The organism is Isoptericola sp. Y581, from assembly GCF_059445475.1.
Window position 1 is genome coordinate 255,383 of the sequence record NZ_JCAIUK010000004.1, and the last position, 23,269, is coordinate 278,651.

Sequence of the window (23,269 nt, forward strand, 5' to 3'; positions counted from 1 at the left end):
TCGTCGTTTCTGCGTGCGTGTCACCAGGTGATGCGGTTGGTCGACCCGATGCTCGTCTGGATATAGGCCGGGTTGCCCGGCTGGCCGTAGTAGCACCAGGCCTCCACCGGGCCTAGGTTGCCGTTCCCGTCCGTCTTGGCCTGGGAGCCGTTGTGCATGTTGGTCTGCGTGTACGTCGAGAAGTCACCGTCCTGGTCGCGGCAGGTGTACGTGAAGCTGGTGTTCGGCGCCGCGTCCCGGATGGTGAGCGTCAGCCACGCGCACGACGTGTGGGCGCAGTCCTTCTCCCCGTTGGCGTTGCTGCCCTTGCCGACCGTGAAGACGGGCTGGGGCTTGGCGGCCGAGGTCGCGCTCTTGCACGTCTGCTTGGTCTGGCCCTCGCTGTCCGTCGCCGTCACGCAGATCTCCTTGGACTGGGAGTAGCCCGCACTCACGCTCTGCGCGCTCGCGGACTTGGCGGTGCTCGAGATCGCGCCGGAGACCTTCACCGAGATGTCCCGGCCATTGGCGCTGGTGGACCACCCGAACGTGACCTTCTGGTCGCCGCCCGTCGCGGTCACGGCCGGGGCCGGCACCGGCCCGTAGGGCGTGACCGCGCCGGTGTACGACGTCCAGTCGGAGCAGCCCGCGGCGTTGCACGCCTGCACCCGGAACTTGTACGCCGTCCCGTTCGACAGGCCCGAGTACGTGGTCGACGTCCCCGTCGCGGTCTTCGAGCCGCCCTTGTCGGTCTGGATCGTGTACATGACCGCGTCGCCGTTGTCGTCCGAGCCGCCCCACGACACGTTCGCCTGCCCGCTCGCACCGCTCACGCTCGCGCTCGCGGCGCCGGGCTTCGTCGGCTTGCCGTAGGGCTTCACGGCGTTGGACTGGGCGCTGGTGTCGCCCTTACCGGCCTTGTTCTCCGCCGTGACGGCGAACGTGTACGTCGACTTGGTGTCGAGGCCCTCGAAGGTGGTCGAGGTGCCCGACACCGTGGTGGCGTCGACATTCGAGCCGCCCTTGAAGACGTCGACGTGGTACTTCTTCACCGCGTCGCCGTTGTCCTTCGGGGCCGGCCACGACACGTCGACCTGTCCGCCGTCGGGCGCGATCTCCGAGCTGGCGCGCGTCGCCGTGGGTGACACGGGCGCGTCCGGCGGGCCGGCCGGGATCTCGCTGGCAGACCACGCGCCCCACTCGGACGGGTCGGGCGCCTGGTTGATCGCCTGGACCCGCACCTTGTAGGCCGCGCCGTTGGTGAGGCCCTCCCACACGACGCGGTTGCCGGTGCGCCCCACCTTCTGCACCTCACCGTTGCCCGGCGCGGGCGAGATCTCGAGGTTCACCGAATCGATGGGCGAGCGGTCCGTGTAGGTCGCGTTCTTCCACGTCACGGTCAGCGAACCGTCGCCGAACTCGAGGGTCGGCGCGGCCGGCGGGTCCGGCTTCTGGTCCGGGCGGGCCTCCTCGGACGCCGCGGACGGCTCGGAGTCGCCGACCACGTTCGTGGCCTGCACGGTGAAGGTGTACGTGACGTTGTTGGTGAGCGGGGCGAGCGTGCAGGTGGTCGTGGAACAGTCGAAGGTGTCGCCCTGGCTGGAGGTCACGGTGTAGCCCGTGATCTCCGCGCCGTTGTTCTGCGGCGGCGTCCACGACAGCACGACGGTCTCCGAGCGGACCTCCTCGACCTGCGGCGTGGACGGTGCCTCGGGCACGCCGAGCACGTTGATCGTGATGCGGCCCTCGACCTCGCGGTCCGGGTCCCGCGTCGCGTCCTGGATCGTGTACCGCACCACCATCGTGCCCACGAAGTCGTCCTTCGGGGTCACCACGACGGTGTCGCCGTCGACGACGGTGCCGCCCTGGCCGGTCTCGATGATCGGCTGCCCCACGATCTTCAGCGGTCCACGGTCGGAGAACGGGTTGGAGTCGTTCGCCAGCACCGGCACGGAGACGGCCTTGCCCTGGTGGGCGTCGTCCACGCGGTCCTCGACGGCGCGCGCGAGCGGGCGCGTGGACGCCACGACGGTGACGGTCAGCTCGCCGTCGACCGGCGGGTGATCGTCGTCCGACACGGTGTACGGCACGGTGAGGACCGTGCCCTTCGGCACGTCCGGCGACGCCTCGAGCGTCACCCGGGAACCGGCGAGGGTGGCACCGAGCCCGCCGGGCAGGCTGCCCAGCTCGAAGCGCAGGTCGTCCTCGTCGGGGTCCGTGGCGAAGCGGCCCAGGTCGACGACGCTCTCTTCCCCCGCCGCGACCTCGCCCGACGGGCGGCCCGGCTCCGGCGGCAGGTTCTCCGGCGGCAGCACGGTGATCGGCAGCGTGAGGAGGGCGACGGCGCCTTCGGGGTCGTCGACGGACGTGCCGTCGGTGACCTCGAAGGTCACGCCGGCGGGTCCGTCGTAGTCCGCCTGGGGGGTGTAGGTCATGGTGGTCGCGCCCGTGACCTTCGCCGTGCCCTCGGTCGCCGTGACCTGGTCCTCGGTGGTCAGGCGCGGGCTGCGGCCCTCGACCACGAGCACGTGGTCGGTGATGTCGATGTCGAGGGTCTCGCCGGACAGTACCTCGAGCGGCGCCTGGCCGGGCTTGAGGATCGGCTTGGTGGACTCCATGCCCGGCACCACGACGAACGCCTTGCCGGCGAGGCCGTCCACGTCGGTCACCGTGTAGGTATGCACCTGGCGCGAGCGCTCCAGCGGGATCTCGAGCTCGCCGTCCTCCGTGACGGTGACGGCCTCGGAGTCGACGGTGACCGTGAGGTCGTCCGCCGCACCGTCCGGGTCCTCGTCGTTGGCGAGCACCGGCACGGTGATCGCCGTCTTGCCGAGGATGTCGGCCACGGGCACGGAGTCGTCGCGCGCGATCGGGCGCTGCAGCGGGGCGTCCGCGGCCACGGTCACGCTCACCGAGGCGGAGGCGCGTGCGGCGTAGGTGTCCTCGATCGAGTAGAAGAAGGTGTAAGTGCCCTCGTCGCCCGGGGTCTGCACGACGATGCGGTCCTCGGCGACCTTCGGGTCGAGCTCCTCGCCGCCCTCGGTGGCCCCCGGCACGAGGCCGATGACGTCGCCATCGGGGTCTGCGTCGTTGGCGAGCGCGGGCACCGCGACGCGGCGCTCCGGCCGGACGGTGACCTCGTCGTCCGCGGCGACCGGCGGCTGGTTCGTCTCCGGCGGCTGCGCGATGCCCACCCGCACGATCCCCGTGGCGACCTCGCCGCGGGCGTCCTGCACGGTGTAGCGGAACGTGTCGCTGCCCTTGGCGTTCTTGCCCGCCTCGTAGTCGATGTACCCGTCCACGACCTCGGCGCGGCCCTGGGCGGGGCCGGTCGCGAGCCCGGTGAGCTGCACGGAGTCGCCGTCGGGGTCGATGCCGTCCAGCGGGATCGGGATGCGGGCCGTGCCGCCGGACAGCACGCGCGCGTCCACGTCCTGCGGGACGGGCGCCGCGTTCTCCTTGCCGCCACGGATGTGGATCGTGACCTGGGCCGAGTCCTCCTGCCTGTTCGGGTCGCGCACCTTGTAGATCGCGTAGGCCGTGCCCTGCTCCGCGCCGGCGCGGAACCGCAGCCTGCCCTCGGAGACGAACAGGTCGCCCTGCGCCGGGTCCACCGTCTGCTCGAGCTCCTCGTCGAGGGTGAGCTCGAGCCCGTCCGGGTGCGTGTCGTTGCCGAGCACGTCGATGTTCACGTAGTCGCCCACGCGCACCGTGACCTCGTCGGCGGCGGCGTTCGGTGGCTGCAGCCGGTCCGGCGGCGGCACGGGCAGCACCCGCACCTCGCCGGTGGCGGTCTCGGTGCCGTTGGAGACGGTGTACTCGAGGACCACGGCTTCGGCCATGCGGCGCGTCTCGGTGAGGCGCAGCATCTGGTGGCCGAGGACGGCCACGCTCAGCCCCGCGTCGTCCGGCACGTCGACCGACTGCACCACCAGCACGCCCCCGGCCGGGTCGGTGTCGTTGGCCAGCACGTCCACGAGGGTCGAGCCGCCCGCGGGCAGCAGGGCCGTGTCGGAGACGACGACCGGCGCTCCGGTGACGGCGTCCGGGTCCTGCACGTCGACCCGCACGACACCCGTAGTGGACGACGGGCCGTCGGTCACCTGGTACAGCACGTCGTAGGACTTCGGCTCCTGCGCCAGGAAGGTGAAGCTGCCCGCGTCGTAGTTCCGGGTGATCTCGGCCGGGGCCGCGTCGGCCACCTTCGTCAGGCGCAGGTCGTCGCCGTTCGGGTCGGAGTCGTTCTTCAGCGGCTCGACCGTGATCGGCTGCCCGGCGGTCACGACCACGTGGTCGCCGACCGCCACGGGCGGCTGCTGGCTGGTGCTCACGTCCACCCAGAGGGTGCCCTCGACGACGCCGCCAAGGCCGTCCCCGACCGTGAGCATGACCTTCTTGCGCCCGGTCCCGGACCCACTGTCGCGGAACTCGACCGTGCCGTCCGGGTAGGCCCGCACCTCGTCGCCCTGGACGGTCGGCGCCGCGGTGGCGAGATAGACGTCGTCCCCGTCCGGGTCGCGGAAGAACGGCAGCACCTTGATCTGCGCGCTCTTGCCCTGCTCCACCCGCAGCACCGGCTCCCCGGACTGCTCCGGGTCCTCGTTCTGGTCCGGCGGCACCACCTTCACCGTGACCTTCGCCTGGTCGTGGCCGCCGCGGCCGTCGGTGACGTCGTACGTGAACCGCACGGTGCCGGTCGCGTCCGCCGGCACCACCGCCTGCAGCGCCTTGCCACCCAGCACCCGCTGGATGGCGACCTCCTCCGGCTGGTCGCCCTCGAGGGTGGCGGTGATGACGTCGCCATCCGGGTCGAGGTCGTTCGCCAGCACGTCGAGCACGGTGGTGCGGCCGGGCCGGACGCCGAACGTGTCGTCCTCGGCGACCGGCGGGTCCTGCTTCTCGCGGTCCACGACGGTCTGGTCGACGAGCTCCGGCTTGGCGTCCTCGGCGTCCTCGTCGTCGCCCTTCTCCTGCTCGGGGAGCTGGACGTCCCAGTCGTCGACCTTCTCGTACTCGTCGAGCGCCATCCACAGGATGCCGGCCGTGAGGTCGTTCAGGACGACGTTGTTGCGGTTCTGCCGATACTCGAGCTTCGTCGACTGGTCGATGCCCTCGAGCACCTTGTCCACGTCCCGGTCGGTGCCCTCGCAGTCGCGCACGATCTGGCCCGTGCCCGACCACGCCCCGTACAGGCAGCCGCCGAGCTGCACCGGCGCCGCCGGCGACCCGGACGCCTGGCGGGAGGTGGCCGCGCCGCCGTCCAGCGGCTGGCGCACCAGTGCCGACGACGTCGCGTAGGCGACGGTGTCCGACATGGCGCCGGCCTGCTGCAGCCGGGCGCCCTGCGCGTCGGCCACGTCCATGACGTCGCCGCCCGGCAGCCGGAGGTCGCCGCTGGTGCGGTCGAGGACCACGAGGTCGTCACCCACGGTGGTGAGCACGACGTCGTCGTCCGAGGCGAGCCCCTCGAGCTTCGTCGTCGCCGGCTGCTTGCCCGGCTCGACGGTGTACAGCACGTTGCGCGACGGGACGACGACGAACGTGGTGCCGCCCGACGAGACGGCCACCTCACCGGAGCCGTCGAGCTCCACCGTCGGGTCGATCTTCTCGGTGTCGAGGCCCGGCAGCTTCTCCACCGTGGTCACCCACAGCGAACCCGTCTCGTCGTCGACGACGGCCACCCGGCCGCCGCCCATCGCGACCTGGGCCCCGGCGGGCAGCTTGGTGGTGGACTCGAACTTCGACATCGCGACGTCCACGACACTGGCCTGGTGGTTCCCGTCGTCCGCCACGAGCACCTGGCCGGCCTGCTGGTCGACGTCGAAGGCCGAGCTACCCGCCAGCAGCGTGCTGTCGAGGGCCTTGGCCTCGGTGTTGAAGCGCCCGACCAGCCCCGCGGACTGCTTGGTGACCCACACGCCCGAGTCGTCGAGGTCGACGTCGGCCGTGGCCTCGCCCGGATAGAGGACGGCGGCAGCGACCACGCCCGCGGACAGCGCGAGCACGACCGCCGTCGAAAGGGTCGCGCGGCGGTCGCCGCGCAGGCGCGTGAGCACGCTCAAGATTCCCCCGATGTGATGGCGACGGCCGGCCGAGGCCCGTCGTCGGGCCCGCGCATCGCCAGCACAGGATAGCCAGAGTTCGCCCGTCCGGGGCAACGATTCCCGCCCGTCGGGCATGGGGAGAGGTACCCATGCCCGACGGGACTCAGAACGAGCACGCCGATCCCGAGCGGTGGGTCACCACGTGCGCTTCTCGTACATCTTGCCGTCGATCTTGACCGCCACGTCCTTGCCGGGATAGCCGAAGACGCAGGGCAGCTCCAACGACGTCGTCCCGCCGAAGCTCTTGGTGTACACGGAGCCGTCGTTCAGCACGGGCTCCCAGCCGTGCGACCCGTCGCCCCAGCACTCCACCTTGTGCGAGCCCTTCTTGAAGTTCTCCACGTGCACGTTGAACTGGCGGCAGTCCGAGGATTCGCAGCCGTCAGCCGTCTTCCGAGAACCGGGTGTCACCCAGGCGTTGGCGGCGAGCGCCGCCGCGCTGTCGCACGTCTGCTTCGACTGCCCCGCGGTGTCCGATGCCGTCACGCAGATCTGCTTGTTCTCGCCGGGGTTGGCGGAGACCGACTCGTTCCCGCTGCCCGCCGACTTTGTGATCGCTCCCGTCACCTTCACCGAGATGTCCCGACCGTTGCTCTTGGTCGACCAGACGAACTTCACGGCGTTGCTCTGCCCGGTCGCGGTCACGCTGGGCGCGGGCACCGGGCCGTAGGGCGTGACAGCGCCGGAGTACGACGTCCAGCCGGAGCAGCCCGCCGCGTTGCACGCCTGGACCCGGAACTTGTACGCCGTCCCGTTCGCCAGGCCGCCGTACGCCGTCGACGTCCCGGTGGCCGTGGTCGAGTCGCCCTTGTCGTTCGCGACGGTATAGATGACGGCGTTGCCGTTGTCGTCGGCCGCGCCCCAGCTCACGTCCGCCTGGCCGCTCGTGCCGTTGACCTTGGCGGACGGGCTGCCCGGCTTGCCCGGTGTGCCGAACGGGGTCACCGCGTTCGACTTCGGGCTGGTCTTCCCCTCGCCGGCCTTGTTCTCGCCCCGGACGGCGAACGAGTAGCTCGACTTGGTGTCCAGCCCCTCGATGACCGTCGAGGACTTCGTGGCCGTGCGGGTGTCCACCAAGGAGCCGCCCTTGAAGACGTCGACGTAGTACGTCTTCACCTCGTCGCCGTTGGATGCCGGCGGGGTCCACGAGACGTTCACCTGGCCGCCCAGGGCGGTGTCGACGCGGGACGCAGTCGGCGCCGCGGGCGCGGCCGGCGGGCCGGCCGGGATCTCGCTCGCCGACCACTCACCCCACTCCGACGGGTCGGGCGCCTGGTTGATCGCCTGCACCCGCACCTTGTAGGCCGCGCCGTTGGTCAGGCCCTCCCACACGACGCGGTTGCCCGTGACGCCGACCTTCTGCACCTCGCCGTTGCCCGGCGCGGGCGAGATCTCGAGGTTCACCGAATCGATGGCCGACCGGTCCGAGTAGGACGCGTTCTTCCACGTCACCGTCAGCTCACCGTCGCCGAACTCGAGGGTCGGGGCCGTCGGCGGGTCGGGCTTCTCGTCCGGCCGGGCCTCGGCCGACGGCGGGGACTTCTCCGACGGGCCGACCTCGTTGATCGCCTCGACGGTGAACGTGTAGGTCACGTTGTTGGTGAGGGGCTTGAGGGTGCACGTCGTGGTGTTGCAGTCGAAGGTGTCGCCCTGGCTGGAGGTCACGGTGTACCCCGTGATCTCCGCGCCGTTGTTGGACGGCGGCGTCCACGACAGCACCACTGTCTCGGAGCGGACCTCCTCGACGACCGGGGTCACCGGCGCCTCGGGCGCGCCCAGCACGTTGACGGTGATGCGGCCCTCGACCTGGCGGTCGGGATCCTGCGTCGCGTCCTGGATCGTGTACCGCACCACCATCGTGCCGACGAAGTCGGCCTCCGGCGTGACCACGACCTTGTCGCCGTCCACCGTGGTGCCGCCCTGGCCCGTCTCGACGACCGCGTCGCCGACGAGCTCGAGCGGCCCGCGGTCCTCGAACGGGTTGGAGTCGTTCGCCAGCACCGGCACGGACACCGCCTCGCCCTGGTGCGCGTCGTCGACGACGTCGTCCACCGCACGGGCGAGCGGGCGGGTCGAGGCGACGACCTCGACCTTCATCTCGCCGTCGACCGGCGGGTGCTCGTCGTCCGTGACCGTGAACGGCACGGTGAGCATCGTGCCCTTCGGCACGTCGGGCGACGCCTCGAGCGCGACCTTCGAGCCGGAGATCGTGGCGCCGACCCCCTCGGGCAGGCTGCCCAGCTCGTAGCGCAGGTCGTCCTCGTCGGGGTCCGTGGCGAACCGCCCCAGGTCGACGACGCTCTCCTCCCCCGCCGCGACCTTGCCGGACGGCGAGCCCGGCTCGGGCGGCAGGTTGTCCGGCGGCAGCACCGTGACGGGCAGCGTCAGCACGGCCTTGTGGCCCTCGGGGTCGTCCGGGCTCTCGCCGTCGGTGACCTCGAACGTCACGGCGGCGGGGCCGACGTAGTCCCCGCGCGGCGTGTAGGTCATGGTCGTCTCGCCGGTGACCTGGACGTCGCCCTCGAGCGCCGTGACCTGGTCCTCGGTCGTCAGCCGCGGGGTGCGGCCCTCGACCACCAGCACGTGGTCGGTGATGTCGACGTCGAGCGACTCCCCGGACAGCACCTCGAGCGGTGCCTGGCCGGGCTTGAGGATCGGTTCGATGGAGGTGAGGCCCGGCACCACGAGGAAGGCCTTGGCTTCCAGCCCGTCCACGTCCGTCACGGTGTAGGTGATGACCTGCCGGTTCTCGGTCAGGGTCACCTCGACCTCCCCCTCCGGGGACACCACCACGGTGTCGGACGACGTCTCGACCGTGAGATCGTCGGCCGCACCGTCCGGGTCCTCGTCGTTGTCGAGCACGGGGACCGTCACCGACGTCTTGCCCAGCAGGTCCGCGACGGGCACGGAGTCGTCGCGCGCGATCGGGCGCTGCAGCGGGGCGTCCGCGGCCACGGTCACGCTCACCGAGGCGGAGGCGCGCGCCGCGAACGTGTCCTCGATGGCGTAGAAGAACGTGTAGGTGCCCTCGTCGCCCGGGGTCTGGACCACCACCCGGTCCTCCGCCACCTTCGCGTCGAGGTCGTCGTCCCCCTCGAGCGAGCCGGGCACGAGCCCGATCTGGTCGCCGTCGGGGTCCGAGTCGTTGAGCAGGGCCGGGATCGACACCCGGCGGTCGGGCCGCACCGTCACCTCGTCGTCCGCGGCGACCGGCGGCTGGTTCGTCTCCGGCGGCTGCGCGATGCCCACCCGCACGATCCCGGTAGCGACCTCGCCGCGGGCGTCCTGGACCGAGTACCGGAAGGAGTCGACGCCGCGGGAGCTCTCCGCCGCCTCGTAGTCGATGTACCCGTCCACGACCTCGGCGCGCCCCTGCCCCGGCCCGGTGGCCAGGCCCGTGAGCTGCACCGAGTCGCCGTCGGGGTCGATGCCGTCGAGCGGGACCGGGATGCGGGTGGTGCCGCCAGACAGGACGCGGGCGTCGACGTCGTGCGGCACGGGGGCGGCGTTCTCCTTGCCGCCGCGGATGTGGATCGTCACCTGGGCCGAGTCCTCCTGCCCGTTCGGGTCGCGCACCTTGTAGATCGCGTACGCGGTGCCCTGCTCCGAGCCGGCGCGGAACCGCAGCCGGTCCTCGGAGATGAAGACCTCGCCCTGCTCGCGGTCGACGGACTGCTCCAGCTCCTCGTCCAGGGTCAGCTCGAGCCCGTCCGGGTGCGTGTCGTTGCCGAGCACGTCGATGTTCACGTAGTCGCCCACGCGCACCGTGACCTCGTCCGGGGCGGCGTTCGGCGGCTGCAGCCGGTCCGGCGGCGGCACCGGGAGCACGCGCACCTCGCCCACCGACGTGTCGTTGCCGTTCGAGACGGTGTACTCGAGCACGATCGGCTCGGACAGCCGGCGCGTCTCGGTGATGCGCAGCATCTGGTGACCCAGCACGGCCACGCTCACGCCCGCGTCGTCGGGCACCTTGACCGACTGCACCACGAGCACGCCGCCCGTGGGGTCGGTGTCGTTCGCGAGCGCGTCCACGAGGGTCGACCCGCCGGCCGGCAGCATCGCGGTGTCCGCCACCGCGATCGGGGCTCCCTTCGCGTCCTCCGGGTCCTGCACGTCGACCCGCACCACGCCCGTGGTCACGTTCGGCCCGTCGGTCACCTGGTACAGCACGTCGTAGGACTTCGGCTCCTGCGCCAGGAACGTGAAGGTGCCCGCGTCGAGGTTGGGCGTGATCTCCGCGGGCGCGGCCTCGGCCACGTTGGCCAGGCGCAGGTCGTCGCCGTTCGGGTCGGTGTCGTTCTCCAGCGGCTCGACCGTGATCGGCTGCCCCGCCGTCACGACCACGTGGTCCCCCACCGCGACCGGCGGTTCCGGGCCGTCGCCCAGGACCTGGACCCACAGGGTGCCCTCGACGACCTCGCCCTGGCCGTCCCCGACGGTGAGCGTGACCTTCTTGCGCCCCGTGGCGGACCCTCCGTCGCGGAACTCGATCGTGCCGTCGGGGTAGGCGCGCACCTCGTCGCCCTGCACCGTGGCCGCCGCCGTCGCGAGGTAGACGTCGTCCCCGTCCGGGTCGTTGAAGTAGGGCAGCACCCTGGTCTGGGCGCTCTTGCCCTGCTCCAACCGCAGCACGGGCTCGCCGGACTGCACGGGGGTCTGGTTCTCCTCGTCGGGCGGCGCGATCCGCACGTCGACCTTGGCCTTGTCGTGGCCGCCGCGGCCGTCCGACACGTCGTACGTGAACGTCACGGAGCCCGTGGCGTCCGCGGGCACGACGGCCTGCAGCGCCTTGCCGCCCAGCACCCGCTCGATCCGCACCGGCGACGGCTGGTCGCCGTCGAGCGACGCGGTGATGACGTCGCCGTCCGGGTCCAGGTCGTTCGCCAGCACGTCGAGCACCGTCGCGCGGCCCGGCCGGACGCCGAACTTGTCGTCCTTCGCCTCCGGCGGGTCCTGCTTCTCGCGGTCCAGCACCGTCTGGTCCACCAGCTCCGGCTTGGCATCCTCGGCGTCCTCGTCGGAACCCTCGGTCTGCTCCGGGAGCTGGACGTCCCAGTCGTCGACCTTCTCGTACTCGTCGAGGGCCATCCACAGCGTGCCGGCCGTGAGGTCGTTGAGCACCACGTTGTTGCGGTTCTGCCGGTACTCGAGCTTGGTCGTCTGGTCGATGCCCTCGAGGGTCTCGTCCACGTCGTGGTCGGTGCCCTCGCAGTCGCGCACGATCTGGCCCGTGCCCGACCACGCCGCGTAGAGGCAGTCGCCGAGCTGCACCGGCGCCGCAGGCGACCCGGACGCCTCCCGCTCCACCGCCGTCCCGCCGCCGAGGGGCTGGCGCACCAGCGCCGACGACGTCGCGTACGCGACCGCGTCGCTCGACTCGCCCGGCTGCTGGAGCCGGGCACCCTGGGCGTCGGCGACGTCCACGACGTCCCCGCCCGGCAGCCGCAGCTTCGCGCTCGTGCGGTCGAGGAGCACGACGTCGTCGCCGACGGTCGTGAGCACGACGTCGGCGCCCTCCTTGAGGAACCCACCCAGCTCGGACGTCTCGGGCTCGGAGCCCGGCTCCACGGTCCACAGCACGTCCCGGCCGGGGACGACGGCGTACGTGGTGCCGCCCTGCGACACCACCGCCTGCGCGGCCCCGTCGAGCTCCGCCGTCGGGTCGACCTTCTCCGTGTCGAGGCCCTGCAGCTTCTCCACCGTCGTGACCCACAGGGAGCCCGTCTCGTTGTCGACCACCGCGACGCGGTCGCCGCCCATGGAGACCTCGGCGCCGGCCGGCAGCTTGGTCGTGGACGCGAACTTCAGGCGCGCGACGTCGACCATGCTGGCCCCGCTGCTACCGTCGTCCGCGACGAGCACCTGGCCGGCCTGTTGGTCCACGTCGAACGCGGAGCTGCCCGCGAGCAGCGTGCCGTCGAGCGCCTTCGCCTCCGTGTTGAAGCGCCCGACCAGCCCCGCCGACTGCTTCGTGACCCAGACGCCCGAGTCGTTGAGGTCCACGTCGGCCGTCGCCTCGCCGTCATAGAGCACGGCTGCGGTGACCACCCCCGCGGACAGCGCGAGCACGACCGTCGTCGAGACGGTCGTGCGGCGGTCGGTGCGCAGGCGCGAGAACAGGCCCAAGACTCCCCCGAGTTCGATTCGTTCGACCGACGAGACATGCAGCGCTGCTGCTCACGGGGCTGCGTCGGCCCCCGTCGGTCGCCCGGACAGGATACCGAGACGACACCCGCCCGAGGCAAGGGTTTCTCCCCTCGGGTCATGGGGAGAGGTACCCGTCGGCATCCCGTCGGCACGGTGACTGCCCCCTCCGTCAGCGGGCGAGGCGCTCCACGACCGCCCCGTACAGGCGCGGAGCGCGGCCGGCGGCCGGGACCACCCGCCGTCGCAGCGGGGACGCCGCGGCCGCGACGAGCCCGGTCGTCAGCACCCGGTAGTCCCGCGTCGCGCGCGCCCACGCCCGCTCGTACGCGGCCGCGTCGTCCAGGTGCTCGACGGCGGCGCGCGCCTGCGCGAGCCCCACCCGCAGCCCCTCGCCCGTCAGGGCGTCGACGTAGCCGGACGCGTCGCCCACCAGCCGCACCCGGCCGGCCGTGCGGGCCGCGGAGCGCACCCGCAGCGGCCCGGCCCCGCGCACCGGGCCGTCCGCCGCGGCCCCCGCGAGCCGCTCGGCCAGGCGGGGCAGCGTCGCGAGCTCGGCGTCGAAGTCCGCGCCGGCCGGGCCCAGCAGCGCCACGCCGACGAGGTCGTCCGCCACCGGGGTCACGTAGGCCTCGACGCGGGGGCCCCAGTGCACCTCGACCAGGTCGGTCCAGGGGGCGACCCGGTAGTGTCGGCGGAGCCCGAACCGGCGCGTTCGTCGGTCGCGGCTTCCCCGCTCCAGCCCGAGCTCCCTGCGCACCCGGGAGTGCAGGCCGTCGCAGGCCAGGAGCCATCTCGCGCGCACGCCGCCGGCGACCACCTGCTCGTCGTCCTGCTCGACCGCCGACGCGCGGCGAGGCAGCAGGACCGCCCCGGCCGCCAGCGCGGCGTCGTGCAGGCCGGCGTGCAGCGTGGTGCGGCGCACGCCCCGGCCGGGCCCGCGGGCGAACCGGTGGTCCGCCACGACGTCGCCCTGGCGGTACGAGATCCCGGCCAGCGGGTGCCCCGGCGGGTCGACGCCGAGGCGGCGCACCGCCGCCAGCGCGCCGGGCAGGAGGCCCTCGCCGCAGGCCTTGTCGATCGGCGCGCCGCGCGGCTCCAGGACGACGACGTCGAGGCCCGCGCGCCGCGCCTCGATCGCCGCGGCCAGCCCCACCGGCCCGCCGCCCACCACGAGGACGTCGGCGTCGGGCGTCACGGGCGTCGCAACGGGTCCGCGGGGGCGCCGTCGGCGAGCCGGAGCGCGCGCTCCTCCGCGGGGATGCGGAAGCCGAGCAGCAGCCACGCGTTCAACGCCGTGAACGCGAGCGCGGTGATCCAGGCCGTGTGCACCAGCGGCAGCGCGATGCCCTCCACGACGACGGCCACGTAGTTGGGGTGCCGGATCCACCGGTAGGGCCCGCGGCGCACCAGCGACAGGCCCGGCACCACGATGACGCGCGTGTTCCACTGCTCGCCCAGCGTGGCGATGCACCACCAGCGCAGCGCCTGGCTCGCGAGCACGAGCGCGAGCATCGGCCATCCGAGCCACGGCAGGAACGGCCGGTCCGCCGCGACCACCTCCACCACGCACGCCACGAGCAACCCCGTGTGCAGCGCGACCATCGCCGGGAAGTGCCCGCGCCCCGACTCGACGCCACCGCGCGCGAACGACCAGCGGGCGTGGCGCGTCGAGACCACCAGCTCGGCCACCCGCTCCAGGCCCGTCGCGAGCACAAGGGCCACGTAGAGCGCCACGCTCATGCCGCGCCCCCGTCCATGCCCCCGTGCGTGCCCCCGTGCATGCCGCCATGCACGCCGCCTTGCATGCCCCTATGCGTGCCCCGCAGCAGCACCAGCTCGACGGCGACGCCCGGCCCGAAGGCCATGAGCACCGCCCACCCGCCGGGAGGCGGCGCGCCGTCGTCGAGCGTCGCGGCGAGCACGTGGAGCACCGACGACGACGACAGGTTGCCCTCGGCGGCGAGGGTCGCGCGGGAGCGGGCGACGGCGTCCTCGGGCAGGCCCAGCGCGTCGCGGACGGCGTCGACGATCTTCGGGCCCCCGGCGTGCACCACCCACGTGCCGACGTCGTCCGGCTCGAGCCCGTGGCTCGCGAGCAGGTCCTTGACGTCACCGGCGAGGTGGGCGCGCAGCAGCCGCGGCAGCTCGGGCGACAGGACGATGCCGAACCCCGTGTCCCGCACATCCCACCCCAGGTGCCGCGCCGTGCCCGGGTACAGGTGGCTGCGCGTGCCCACCACCTGCGGCGCGGACCGGCCCACCGGGGGCGCGACGTCGTCCCCGGCGACGACCACGGCGCTCGCCCCGTCGCCGAACAGGCCGGAGGAGACCAGGTTCGCCGTCGAGTCGTCGTCCCGCTGGAACGTGAGCGAACACAGCTCGACCGAGACGAGCAGCGCGACGCCGTCCGGGTGCCCGACGAGGTGCTCGTGCAGGTGCCCCAGACCGGCGGCCCCGCCCGCGCAGCCGAGCCCGAACGACGGGACCCGACGCACGTCGGCCCGCAGGCCGAGGCGACCCACCAGCACCGCGTCGATCGACGGCGCCCCGATGCCCGTCACGGACGTGAAGAAGAGGAGGTCGACGTCCTCGGGCACCACCTCCGCCGCGGCGAGCGCCGCCCGGCAGGCACGCTCGGCGAGCTCCGTTCCCTGGGTCGCGAAGTGCGCGTTGGCGTCCGCGAACCCCGCGAGGTGGGCGTAGTCGTCGAGCGGGAGCGCGAGGTGCCGCGTGCGCACCCCGGAGGCCGCGTGCAGCCTGCGCGTCAGCTCGCGCCGCGGGCCGGCCGCGAGCAGGGGCGCGATGACGTCGGCGATCCGCCCTTGCGGAAGCGCCGGGCCTGGCAGGACGGGTGCGACGGCGAGGACGCGCGACATGCTTCGCATCGTGGCACCGCGGGAGCTCCCCCGCGCGGGCGCCACCCTGCCGAACAGGCGGTTGACGCCGTATTGCGGGGTGAATGCGGGGTCATTTCGACAGCAACCGCCTGTTCGGCACTCGCTGTGTCGGCGTAGGTTGCCTGGCATGGGCGACGACGCACGGGTGCGCGGGATGCTGGTCGCGACGCACGCCGCCCCCGCGGCGGTCGTCACGGTGCTGGCGCTGGTGTTCGCCGTCGGCGTCGGGCTCCCGGCGGGCCGAGCCGTGCTCGTCACAGCGGCGGTCGCGGCCGGGCAGCTCTCCGTGGGGTGGAGCAACGACTGGTTGGACGCCGCGCGCGACCGGCGCGTGGGGCGCGCGGACAAGCCGACCGTGACCGGCGCCATCACGCCCAGGATGCTGCGGACGGCCGCCCTCGGCGCGCTCGGCGTGTGCGTCGTGCTGTCCCTCGCGACCGGGGTCGTGCCGGGCCTGCTGCACCTCGCCGCCGTCGCGAGCGCCTGGTCGTACAACGCCTGGCTCAAGGCGACGCCCGTGTCGTGGCTGCCCTATGCGGTCTCGTTCGGCCTGCTGCCGGCGTTCGTCGTCGCGGCGGCCGACGACGGGCGGGTCGTCGCGGGCTGGACCGTCGCCGCGGCCGCGCTGCTCGGCGTCGGCGCGCACGTCGCCAACGTGCTGCCCGACCTCGAGGACGACCGTGCCACCGGCATCCGCGGCCTGCCCCACCGCCTGGGCCGCCGGGCGTCGAGCGTGCTGGCTCCCGTGGTGCTGGGGGCCGGGAGCGTGGTGATCCTCCTCGGCCCGTCCGGCCCGTCCGGCCCGTCCGCGCCGGCGTCCGCGGGGCTGATGGCAGGGCTGACGGCGGGTGCCGTCGCGCTGGCCGTCGCCGCCGGCGGCGTGGGCCTGGCGCGGCCACGCAGCCGCGCTCCGTTCGCGCTGAGCATGGCGGTCGCGGCGGTGTGCGTCGTGCAGCTCGTGCTGGCGGCCGACGCCGTGGCCGTCCCGCGCTGAGCCCGCCGGCGAGCTGCGGCTGTGGACCACGGCCCGCGGGCCGGCACGCCTGCGCATAGCATCCGGGACGTGCCCACGATCCTCCAGCGCGCCCGCGGCGAGGTCGCGCCGTACCGCCGCTCCGTCGCCTGGGGCGGCTCCGCCGCGGCCGTCTGGGCCGTCTGGGCGAGCGGGCCCGGCTGGTCCACTCCGGCCCTCGTCGTCGCCGCGGTCGCGGCGGCCGCCCTGTTCGTGGTCGACGCCCGCACCCATCGCCTGCCGAACGCCCTCACGTACCCGACCACCGCCGTGGTCGCCGTCCTGCTGGCGGTCGCCGCCCTGGCCCAGAGGTCGTGGGGCACCGCGGGCCGCGCGCTGCTCGGCGCGCTCGTCCTCGGCGGCGCCTACCTGCTGCTGCACCTGGTCAGCCCGTCCGGGCTCGGTCGCGGCGACGTGAAGCTCGCCGTCCTGCTCGGCCTGGTCACCGCCTGGTACGGCTGGCCGGTGCTCTGGGCGACCGCGCTGCTGCCGTTCCTGCTCGGTGGCCTCGTCGCCGTGGTCCTGCTCGTCGCCCGGCGCGCGTCGCGCACCACCGCGCTCGCGTTCGGCCCCTACATGCTCGCGGGTGCCGCGATCGCCCTCACCGTCGCCCGGCTCCTGCCCGGCTGATCCTGCCCGGCTGACGACGCCCGACGGTCTCCCTATACCGTCCGGTCGGCCAGCAGGCCGGCGAAGTCGCCGAACGCCTGCTTCACGGGGCCTTCGGGCAGCGGCGCGAGCTCGGCGGCGGCCTCCTGCGCCCAGCGGACGGCGAGGGCGCGGGTCTCGGCGAGCACGTCGTGCGCGCGCAGGTCGGCGACGACGGCGGCGAGCGCGTCGTCGCCCGTGAGGTCGCCGTCGAGCCGGTCGACGAGCGCGGCGTCCTGAGCGGTGCCCTCCCCGCGGGCGAGCCGCTGGCGCAGCAGCAGCACCGGCATCGTCGGCACGTGCTCCCGCAGGTCGGTGCCGGTCGTCTTGCCGGACTCGGTCCCGGTGGAGGCGATGTCGAGCACGTCGTCGGCGAGCTGGAACGCGACGCCCACCTTCTCGCCGTACGCGGCCACGGCCTCGACCACGGCCGCGTCGCAGCCGGCGAGCATCGCCCCGAGGCGCGTCGACGTCGCGAGCAGGGAGGCGGTCTTGTCGCTGAGCACCTGGAGGTAGTGCTCCACGGGGTCGTCGCCGTCCCGCGGGCCGAGCGTCTCGTGCAGCTGGCCCAGGCACATGCGCTCGAACGTGCGCGACTGCAGCACCACGGCCTCCGTGCCCAGCCCGGCCACGAGCGCCGACGCCCGCGCGAACAGCACGTCGCCCACGAGGATCGCGACGGAGTTGCCCCACACGATGTGGGCGGCGGGCGCACCGCGGCGCACGGGCGCCGAATCCATCACGTCGTCGTGGTACAGCGACGCGACCTGCGTGAGCTCCACGACGACGGCGGCGTCGATCAGCTCCGCCCGCGTCCCGTCGCCCAGCTCGCCCGCGAGCAGCGTCATCAGCGGCCGGAACCGCTTGCCCCCGGCGGCGACCAGATGCCGCGAGGCGTCGTCGGCCAGGGCATCTGCCGAGGTCACGGCGTCGTCGAGCGCGGCGTCGACGTGCACCATCCGCTCCGCGAGCCGCTCGGCGAGCGCGGGGTCGGACAGCGGGATCGCCGTCGACGGCGGCGAAGGCTGCGTGGGCACCGACCTGAAGGTCGGCGAGGGTGCGCGGGTCACTGTCCGAACCTATCCGGCCGGGGCACCGAACACTGAACCGAGAGCGGCTCCGGACGCGTCAGGTCGCTCACGCCCGCAGCTCGTCGAGGTGGTGCACCAGCACTCGCCGCGCCGTCGCGGGGGTGAGGAGCTCCGGGTGCAGGACGCCGCGCATCGTCAGCCCGTCGAGCAGAGCGGACAGCCGGTGCTCCTCCAGCTCGACGTCGAGGTCGGCGCGCAGCGCACCGCGAGCGCCTGCCCCCTCGAGGACGCGCCGCACGAGCTCTGACGTGCCCGCCGCCGCGGCCGCCGACCTGTCGCGCAGCGGCGGCCGGGTACGCGCGGCGTCGGAGAACGCCAGCCACACGGCGGCCTCGTCGCGCCGTGCGTCGTCGAGCGGCAGGAGCTCCGCGAGGACATCGACGACGGCCCCCCGCGCGGCGGACCCGTCCAGCTCCCCCCGCTCCAGGGCCGGCAGGAACGCGCCCACCCGCGCGAGCAGCCGCTGCGAGACGCGGTCGACCATCGCGTCGAGCGCGAACGCGACCAGCGCGTCGTGGGTGTCGAAGTAGTGCCGCACCGAGCCCACCGCGAGGCCCGCCTCGTCGGCGACGTTCCGCAGCGACGCGCCGTCCAGCCCGGACCGCCGCACCACGCGGAACAGGGCGTCGACGACGTCGGAGCGGCGGCGGTCGGCGTCGACGATCTTCGGCATCCTGCCTTTCTAGCACAAGCCTGCTACTTTATTTAGCATGAGCATGCTAGAAAACTGGTGGCCCGTGATCGTCGTCGTGGCCGTGGTGGTGGTCGTCGTGCGCAGGTTCCGCGGCGAGCCGCTCGACCCCAAGGACGCCGTCGTCGCCCCCGCGATCCTCCTGTTCCTGGGCGGTCGCACCCTCGTCGAGATCGAGCTGGCGTCCGTCGACGTCCTGTGGCTCACGATCACCGGGGTGGTCGGTGTCGCGTCGGGAGCCGTGCGCGCCACGACGACCCGCCTCACCGGGCCGCCCCACGCCCTCGTGCAGCGTTACACCTGGCGCACGCTCGTCGTGTGGGTGGTCTCGCTCACCGCGAGCGCCGGGCTCGGCCTCCTCGGGGCGGCCGCGGGCATGCACGAGGAGGCGCGGCCGATCACGCTCAGCATCGGGCTGAGCCTCCTCGGCGAGTCCGCCGTCACCCTGTGGCGCGCGCACCGGCGCGGCGCCGACGTCGTCGGCACGCTCGTGGCACGCAACCCCTCGTGGTGAGCTGAGGCGGGGAACCTGTTCGCCAGCGGTCCGGCAGTGAACCCTGGAGGTCGACGCTGACCAGGACCGTGAGCGCGATGACAGCTCGTCGTCACCTGACGACGACGTCGCGTCCGTGCGCGGTGAGTGCCCAGATGACGAACACGTCCAGGGCGATGACCACCATGGACCACAGCGGGTAGTACGGGATGAAGACGAAGTTCGCCAGGGCGCTGAGGGCGGCCAGGACCACACCGACGGCGCGACCCCACATCTTGCCGGTGAGGACGGCGAAGCCCGCGAGCAGGACGAGCACGCCGAGGACGAGGTGGATCCACCCCCACGTGGTGGTGTCGAACTGCAGCACGTAGTTGGGCGTCTCGAGGTAGAGGTCGTCCTGGAAGAGGGCGACGAGCCCGGCGATGATCTGGAACCCTCCGGCCAGGATCATCATCACGGCGGCGAACACGATGAAGCCGGTCGCCCAGGAGCTGCGCGACTCCACCGGGACGTCGGCCCGGGGGCTCGCTGCGGGTTGCTGAGTCATGTCCGATCCTTCCGTCACGGCGCGCGAGGGCCGACCGCCCGGTCCGGGCGACGGGTGCGGACGCGCCGGTCTCCATCAATACCGCCGCGCGCCCCGCGCCGAATCACCCTGATCGCGTGAAGCCGTCACCGTGAGGACCCGCCCTCACGGGCGGAACTGCACCGCCTGACCGGCGAGGTCCAGCGCCCCCGCGGGGAGGATCCCGAGCAGCAGCACACCCACCGCGCACACGGCGATCGCGAACGCTGCCGGGCCCCGAGACCCGACCACCGTCACGACCGTGCGGGACACGAGCGTCCGCGTCGCGGCACCGGTGAGCGTGGCCGTGCCGGAGCCGGCCGCCGCGGACGTCGGGTCAGCACCTGCCTCCGCCGAGCCGGACGCGGAACCGGACGCGGAGCCGGACGACGCGGGGCCCGACGGCGCGGTCTCCTCCGCGGCGTCGGCAGGCGGCGTGAGCACCATGAGCACGATGACGCGCACGTAGAAGAAGACCGCCACCGCGGAGGCGAGCACGCCGAGCAGCGCGAGCGGCCACGCCCCCGCCTCGACCGCGGCGGAGAAGACCCCGAACTTGGCGACGAACCCGGCCGTGAGCGGGATGCCCGCCATGGACAGCAGGAACAGCGAGAAGGCGGCGGTGAGCCACGGGGCGCGCCGCCCCAGCCCGGCCCACTGCGCCAGCCGGGTGGCCTCGCCGAGCACGACGCCGTCGTCGGGCACCTCGCCGGTCGAGCCTGCGCCGTCCTGAGCCTGTCGATGGGTCGAGGCCCGGGTCTCGACAGGCTCGACCGGCGAGACCGTGCGCTCGCGCACCAGGGTGACCACCGCGAACGCGCCGACCGTGGCCAGGCCGTACGCGAGCAGGTAGAACAGCACGGCCTGCGAGCCGACCTCGTCCATCCCGACGAGCCCGACCACCAGGAACCCGGCGTGCGCGATCGAGGAGTAGGCGAGCATGCGCTTGATGTCGGTCTGCACGGCACCGGCGACGGTGCCGATCAGCATCGTGAGGATCGCGACGGCCCACAGCGCGACCTCGACGTCGTGCCGGATCTCGGGGTTCAGCCCGTTCGCCAGCGTGAACACCACGCGGACCAGCGCACCGATCGCGGCCGCCTTGGTGCAGGCCGCCATGAAGCCCGTGACGGGCGTGGGCGCGCCCTGGTACACGTCGGGGGTCCAGGCGTGGAACGGCGCGGCGCCGACCTTGAACAGCAGTCCGCTCAGCACCAGCAGCAGCCCGACCACGACCAGCGACGGCATGCTGCCCAGCGGCGAGACCGACGGGTCGGCCAGCACCGCGACCACGCCCTCCAGCCGCACCGTGCCCGCGAACCCGTAGACCAGCGCGATGCCGAAGACGAACAGGGCCGACGCGAAGGCGCCCAGCACGAAGTACTTGAACGCCGCTTCCTGGCTGAGCAGCCGCCGGCGTCGCGCCGTCGCGCAGAGCACGTACAGCGGCAGCGACAGCACCTCGAGCGCCACGAACATGACGATGAGGTCGTCCGTGGCGGGGAACAGGAGCATGCCGCCGGTGGCGAAGAGCAGCAGCGGGTAGACCTCGGTCTGCTCCAGCCCGGCCCGGCGGGTCTCGTCCTCATAGGCGGTGCCTGGCACCGCGGCGGCGGACGGGGCGAACGCGTCCTGCCCGGTGGTGGTGCGCTCCGCGACGACCAGCACGCCCAGCAGCGCGCAGATCGCGACCACGGCCTGCACGCCGAGCCCGAACGGCGTCAGCAGGTACGAGCCGCCGACCACGGACACCGCGCCGTCCTGCACGCGGTCCCACAGCAGCCCCACCGCGACGAGGGAGCCCGCCAGCGCCGCGAAGGTGAGCGTGATCTGCGTGGCGCGGCGCGCCCGGGCGGGCACGAAGGCCTCGAGCAGCACCCCCAGCACGCCCGCGGCCAGCACGATCAGCACCGGAGAGACGGCCGCCCAGTCGATGGGCGGGGCGACGAACTCGGTCACAGCAGGCTCCCCTCGGTGATGCTTCCGTCGGTCGAGCGTGCGTCGTCCTGAGCCTGTCGAAGGGTCGAGACCATCGCCCGGGTTTCGACGGGCCCAACCACCGGCGGCGGGTCGGTCTCGCCGACGAGCTCGACGGCGTTCTCCCCTGGCGCGCGCACGTAGTCGAGCACCGGGCCGGGCACGAGGCCGAGGACCAGCAGCGCGCCGACGAGCACGCCGGCGACGGTCTTCTCGCGGCCGTCGAGGTCGCGGGCGTCCGCGAGGTCCGGTGTGGTGGCGCCGGTGAACATGCGCTGGTAGGTGAGCAGCACGTACACGGCGGCCAGGACGACCGCGGGCACGGCCACGAGCACCGCCGCGGGCCACCGCGCGTACGAGCCGAGGAACACCATGATCTCGGAGACGAAGGTCGCCAGGCCGGGCAGGGACGCCGCGGACAGGCCCGCGACGAGGAAGGTGCCGCCCAGGATCGGCGCGACCCGGCGCAGCCCGCCGTAGTCGCCGATCAGCTGGCTCTGCCTCGGGTGCCGCGCGATCGCGAACCCGGCGATCAGGAACAGCGCCCCCGTGGAGATGCCGTGGTTGAGCATCATCAGGCCGGAGCCCGCGGTGCCGAGCGAGGTGAAGGTGAAGATGCCCAGGATGATGAAGCCGAAGTGCGACACCGACGTGTAGCCGATCAGGCGCAGCACGTCGCGCTGGCCGATCGCGAGGATCGCGCCGTAGAGGATCGAGACCACCGCCAGCACGATCACGACCGGCGCCGCCCACCGGCTGGCCTCCGGGAACAGCGGCAGGCACAGGGTGAGCATCCCGAAGGTGCCCACCTTGTCCAGCACGCAGATGAGCAGGGTCGACGTGCCGGGTGTGGCGTTCTGCGCGACGTCCGGCAGCCAGGTGTGCACGGGGAACATCGGCGCCTTGATCGCGAACGCCAGGAAGAAGGCGCAGAACATCAGCTTCTCGGCCGTCGGGTCGAGCGCGATGCCGGTGAGGTTCTCGGTGAGGAAGGTCTGCGGGCCCCGGTCGGCGACCGGCACCTGCAGGTAGAGCGCGATGACACCCACGAGCATGATCAGCCCGCCCGCGAGCGAGAAGAGCAGGAACTTCACCGCCGCGTACCGGCGCTGCGGCCCCTGGCCGAACCCGCCGATGAGGAAGTACGCCGGGATCAGCATGGCCTCGAACAGCACGTAGAACAGGAACACGTCGCGGGCCGCGAAGACGGCCACCATGAACGCCTGGAGCACGAGGACGCAGGCGAGGTAGCGCCGCAGCCGCACGTGGTCGCCGCCCTGCTCGCGCCAGGCCGCGAGGATCACCAGGGGCACGAGGCCCACCGAGAGCGCCACCAGCAGCAGGCCCACGCCGTCGACGCCGAGGGCGTAGCTGGCGCCGAGCGCCGGGATCCAGTCGTGCGTCTCGGCGAGCTGGTGGGTGCCCGCCGCACCCGTGTCGAAGGCGGCGAACGCGCCGACCAGCAGCACGACCTCGACCAGCGCGCCGACCAGCGCGACCGTGCGCGCCGCGCCCGCGCCGAACCGCCCGCCCGTGATCGGGCCGGCGGCGGGCCGGCCGCGGCCGACCCCGGTGAGCGCCGTCGCCGCCGCGGCCACCAGTGGCCACACGATGAGGACCGTGAGCCAGGGGAACCCTGTGGACATCGTCATCCCTTTCCAGTCC

13 protein-coding genes are annotated in these 23,269 nt (G+C 73.2%); 3 read left to right on the top strand and 10 right to left on the bottom strand.

The annotated features are described in order from the left end of the window. Positions 1-20: 20 nt before the first annotated feature. The 5 genes from AC1C2W_RS09805 to AC1C2W_RS09825 form a co-directional block, all read right to left on the bottom strand. Positions 21-6,035: an Ig-like domain-containing protein gene (locus tag AC1C2W_RS09805; protein ID WP_495413055.1), complete on the bottom strand. Its 6,015-nt coding sequence runs from the start codon at positions 6,033-6,035 to the stop codon at positions 21-23. Positions 6,036-6,218: 183 nt separating this feature from the next. Then, positions 6,219-12,209, bottom strand: coding sequence for an Ig-like domain-containing protein (locus AC1C2W_RS09810; protein ID WP_495412985.1), 5,991 nt, complete (start codon positions 12,207-12,209; stop codon positions 6,219-6,221). Between the two features lie 190 nt (positions 12,210-12,399). Next, positions 12,400-13,425, bottom strand: a complete 1,026-nt coding sequence (locus tag AC1C2W_RS09815) for an NAD(P)/FAD-dependent oxidoreductase (protein ID WP_495388678.1) — start codon at positions 13,423-13,425, stop codon at positions 12,400-12,402. Continuing rightward, positions 13,422-13,970, bottom strand: coding sequence for an isoprenylcysteine carboxyl methyltransferase family protein (locus AC1C2W_RS09820; RefSeq protein WP_495412986.1), 549 nt, complete (start codon positions 13,968-13,970; stop codon positions 13,422-13,424). The genes AC1C2W_RS09815 and AC1C2W_RS09820 overlap by 4 nt, the downstream gene beginning before the upstream one ends. After that, positions 13,967-15,106 carry a type III polyketide synthase gene (locus AC1C2W_RS09825; RefSeq protein ID WP_495388680.1) on the bottom strand — a complete coding sequence of 380 codons (1,140 nt, stop codon included), beginning with the start codon at positions 15,104-15,106 and terminating at the stop codon, positions 13,967-13,969. Before AC1C2W_RS09825 ends, AC1C2W_RS09820 begins: the two co-directional genes overlap by 4 nt. A gap of 148 nt (positions 15,107-15,254) precedes the next feature. Here AC1C2W_RS09825 and AC1C2W_RS09830 point away from each other — a divergent pair, with 148 nt between their 5' ends. Beyond that, positions 15,255-16,121 (top strand): UbiA family prenyltransferase, encoded by an 867-nt coding sequence (locus AC1C2W_RS09830; RefSeq protein ID WP_495412987.1) that lies wholly within the window; start codon positions 15,255-15,257, stop codon positions 16,119-16,121. Positions 16,122-16,190: 69 nt separating this feature from the next. Continuing rightward, positions 16,191-16,769, top strand: a complete 579-nt coding sequence (locus AC1C2W_RS09835; protein WP_495412988.1) for a prepilin peptidase — start codon at positions 16,191-16,193, stop codon at positions 16,767-16,769. 32 nt (positions 16,770-16,801) lie between these two features. On the opposite strand, the gene AC1C2W_RS09840 is transcribed toward AC1C2W_RS09835, so the two are convergent. Both AC1C2W_RS09840 and AC1C2W_RS09845 read right to left on the bottom strand, forming a co-directional pair. Then, positions 16,802-17,746, bottom strand: a complete 945-nt coding sequence (locus AC1C2W_RS09840) for a polyprenyl synthetase family protein (protein WP_495389128.1) — start codon at positions 17,744-17,746, stop codon at positions 16,802-16,804. A 178-nt stretch (positions 17,747-17,924) separates the two neighbouring features. Continuing rightward, positions 17,925-18,551 (bottom strand): TetR/AcrR family transcriptional regulator, encoded by a 627-nt coding sequence (locus AC1C2W_RS09845; RefSeq protein WP_495412989.1) that lies wholly within the window; start codon positions 18,549-18,551, stop codon positions 17,925-17,927. Positions 18,552-18,588: 37 nt separating this feature from the next. Here AC1C2W_RS09845 and AC1C2W_RS09850 point away from each other — a divergent pair, with 37 nt between their 5' ends. Next, positions 18,589-19,083, top strand: a complete 495-nt coding sequence (locus tag AC1C2W_RS09850; protein WP_495412990.1) for a hypothetical protein — start codon at positions 18,589-18,591, stop codon at positions 19,081-19,083. A 91-nt stretch (positions 19,084-19,174) separates the two neighbouring features. Here the strand turns inward: AC1C2W_RS09850 and AC1C2W_RS09855 are convergent, their stop codons facing one another. The 3 genes from AC1C2W_RS09855 to AC1C2W_RS09865 all read right to left on the bottom strand — a co-directional run bounded on the left by AC1C2W_RS09855 (position 19,175) and on the right by AC1C2W_RS09865 (position 23,250). Then, entirely contained in the window at positions 19,175-19,609 is a 435-nt protein-coding gene (locus AC1C2W_RS09855) for a DUF7144 family membrane protein (RefSeq protein WP_495388685.1), read from the bottom strand. 144 nt (positions 19,610-19,753) lie between these two features. Then, positions 19,754-21,586 (bottom strand): NADH-quinone oxidoreductase subunit NuoN, encoded by a 1,833-nt coding sequence (gene nuoN / locus AC1C2W_RS09860; RefSeq protein WP_495388686.1) that lies wholly within the window; start codon positions 21,584-21,586, stop codon positions 19,754-19,756. After that, on the bottom strand, positions 21,583-23,250 hold the full coding sequence (locus AC1C2W_RS09865; RefSeq protein WP_495412991.1) for an NADH-quinone oxidoreductase subunit M: 1,668 nt from the start codon (positions 23,248-23,250) through the stop codon (positions 21,583-21,585). The genes nuoN and AC1C2W_RS09865 overlap by 4 nt, the downstream gene beginning before the upstream one ends. Positions 23,251-23,269: the final 19 nt, after the last annotated feature.

What these genes read in the sequence shown, in the direction of transcription:
- AC1C2W_RS09865 (WP_495412991.1), bottom strand. Translation starts at nt 23,250, where the DNA reads ATGTCCACAGGGTTCCCCTGGCTCACGGTCCTCATCGTGTGGCCACTG.
- AC1C2W_RS09845 (WP_495412989.1), bottom strand. Translation starts at nt 18,551, where the DNA reads ATGCCGAAGATCGTCGACGCCGACCGCCGCCGCTCCGACGTCGTCGAC.
- AC1C2W_RS09840 (WP_495389128.1), bottom strand. Translation starts at nt 17,746, where the DNA reads ATGGTGCACGTCGACGCCGCGCTCGACGACGCCGTGACCTCGGCAGAT.
- AC1C2W_RS09825 (WP_495388680.1), bottom strand. Translation starts at nt 15,106, where the DNA reads ATGTCGCGCGTCCTCGCCGTCGCACCCGTCCTGCCAGGCCCGGCGCTT.
- AC1C2W_RS09850 (WP_495412990.1), top strand. Translation starts at nt 18,589, where the DNA reads ATGAGCATGCTAGAAAACTGGTGGCCCGTGATCGTCGTCGTGGCCGTG.
- AC1C2W_RS09855 (WP_495388685.1), bottom strand. Translation starts at nt 19,609, where the DNA reads ATGACTCAGCAACCCGCAGCGAGCCCCCGGGCCGACGTCCCGGTGGAG.
- AC1C2W_RS09820 (WP_495412986.1), bottom strand. Translation starts at nt 13,970, where the DNA reads ATGAGCGTGGCGCTCTACGTGGCCCTTGTGCTCGCGACGGGCCTGGAG.
- AC1C2W_RS09830 (WP_495412987.1), top strand. Translation starts at nt 15,255, where the DNA reads ATGGGCGACGACGCACGGGTGCGCGGGATGCTGGTCGCGACGCACGCC.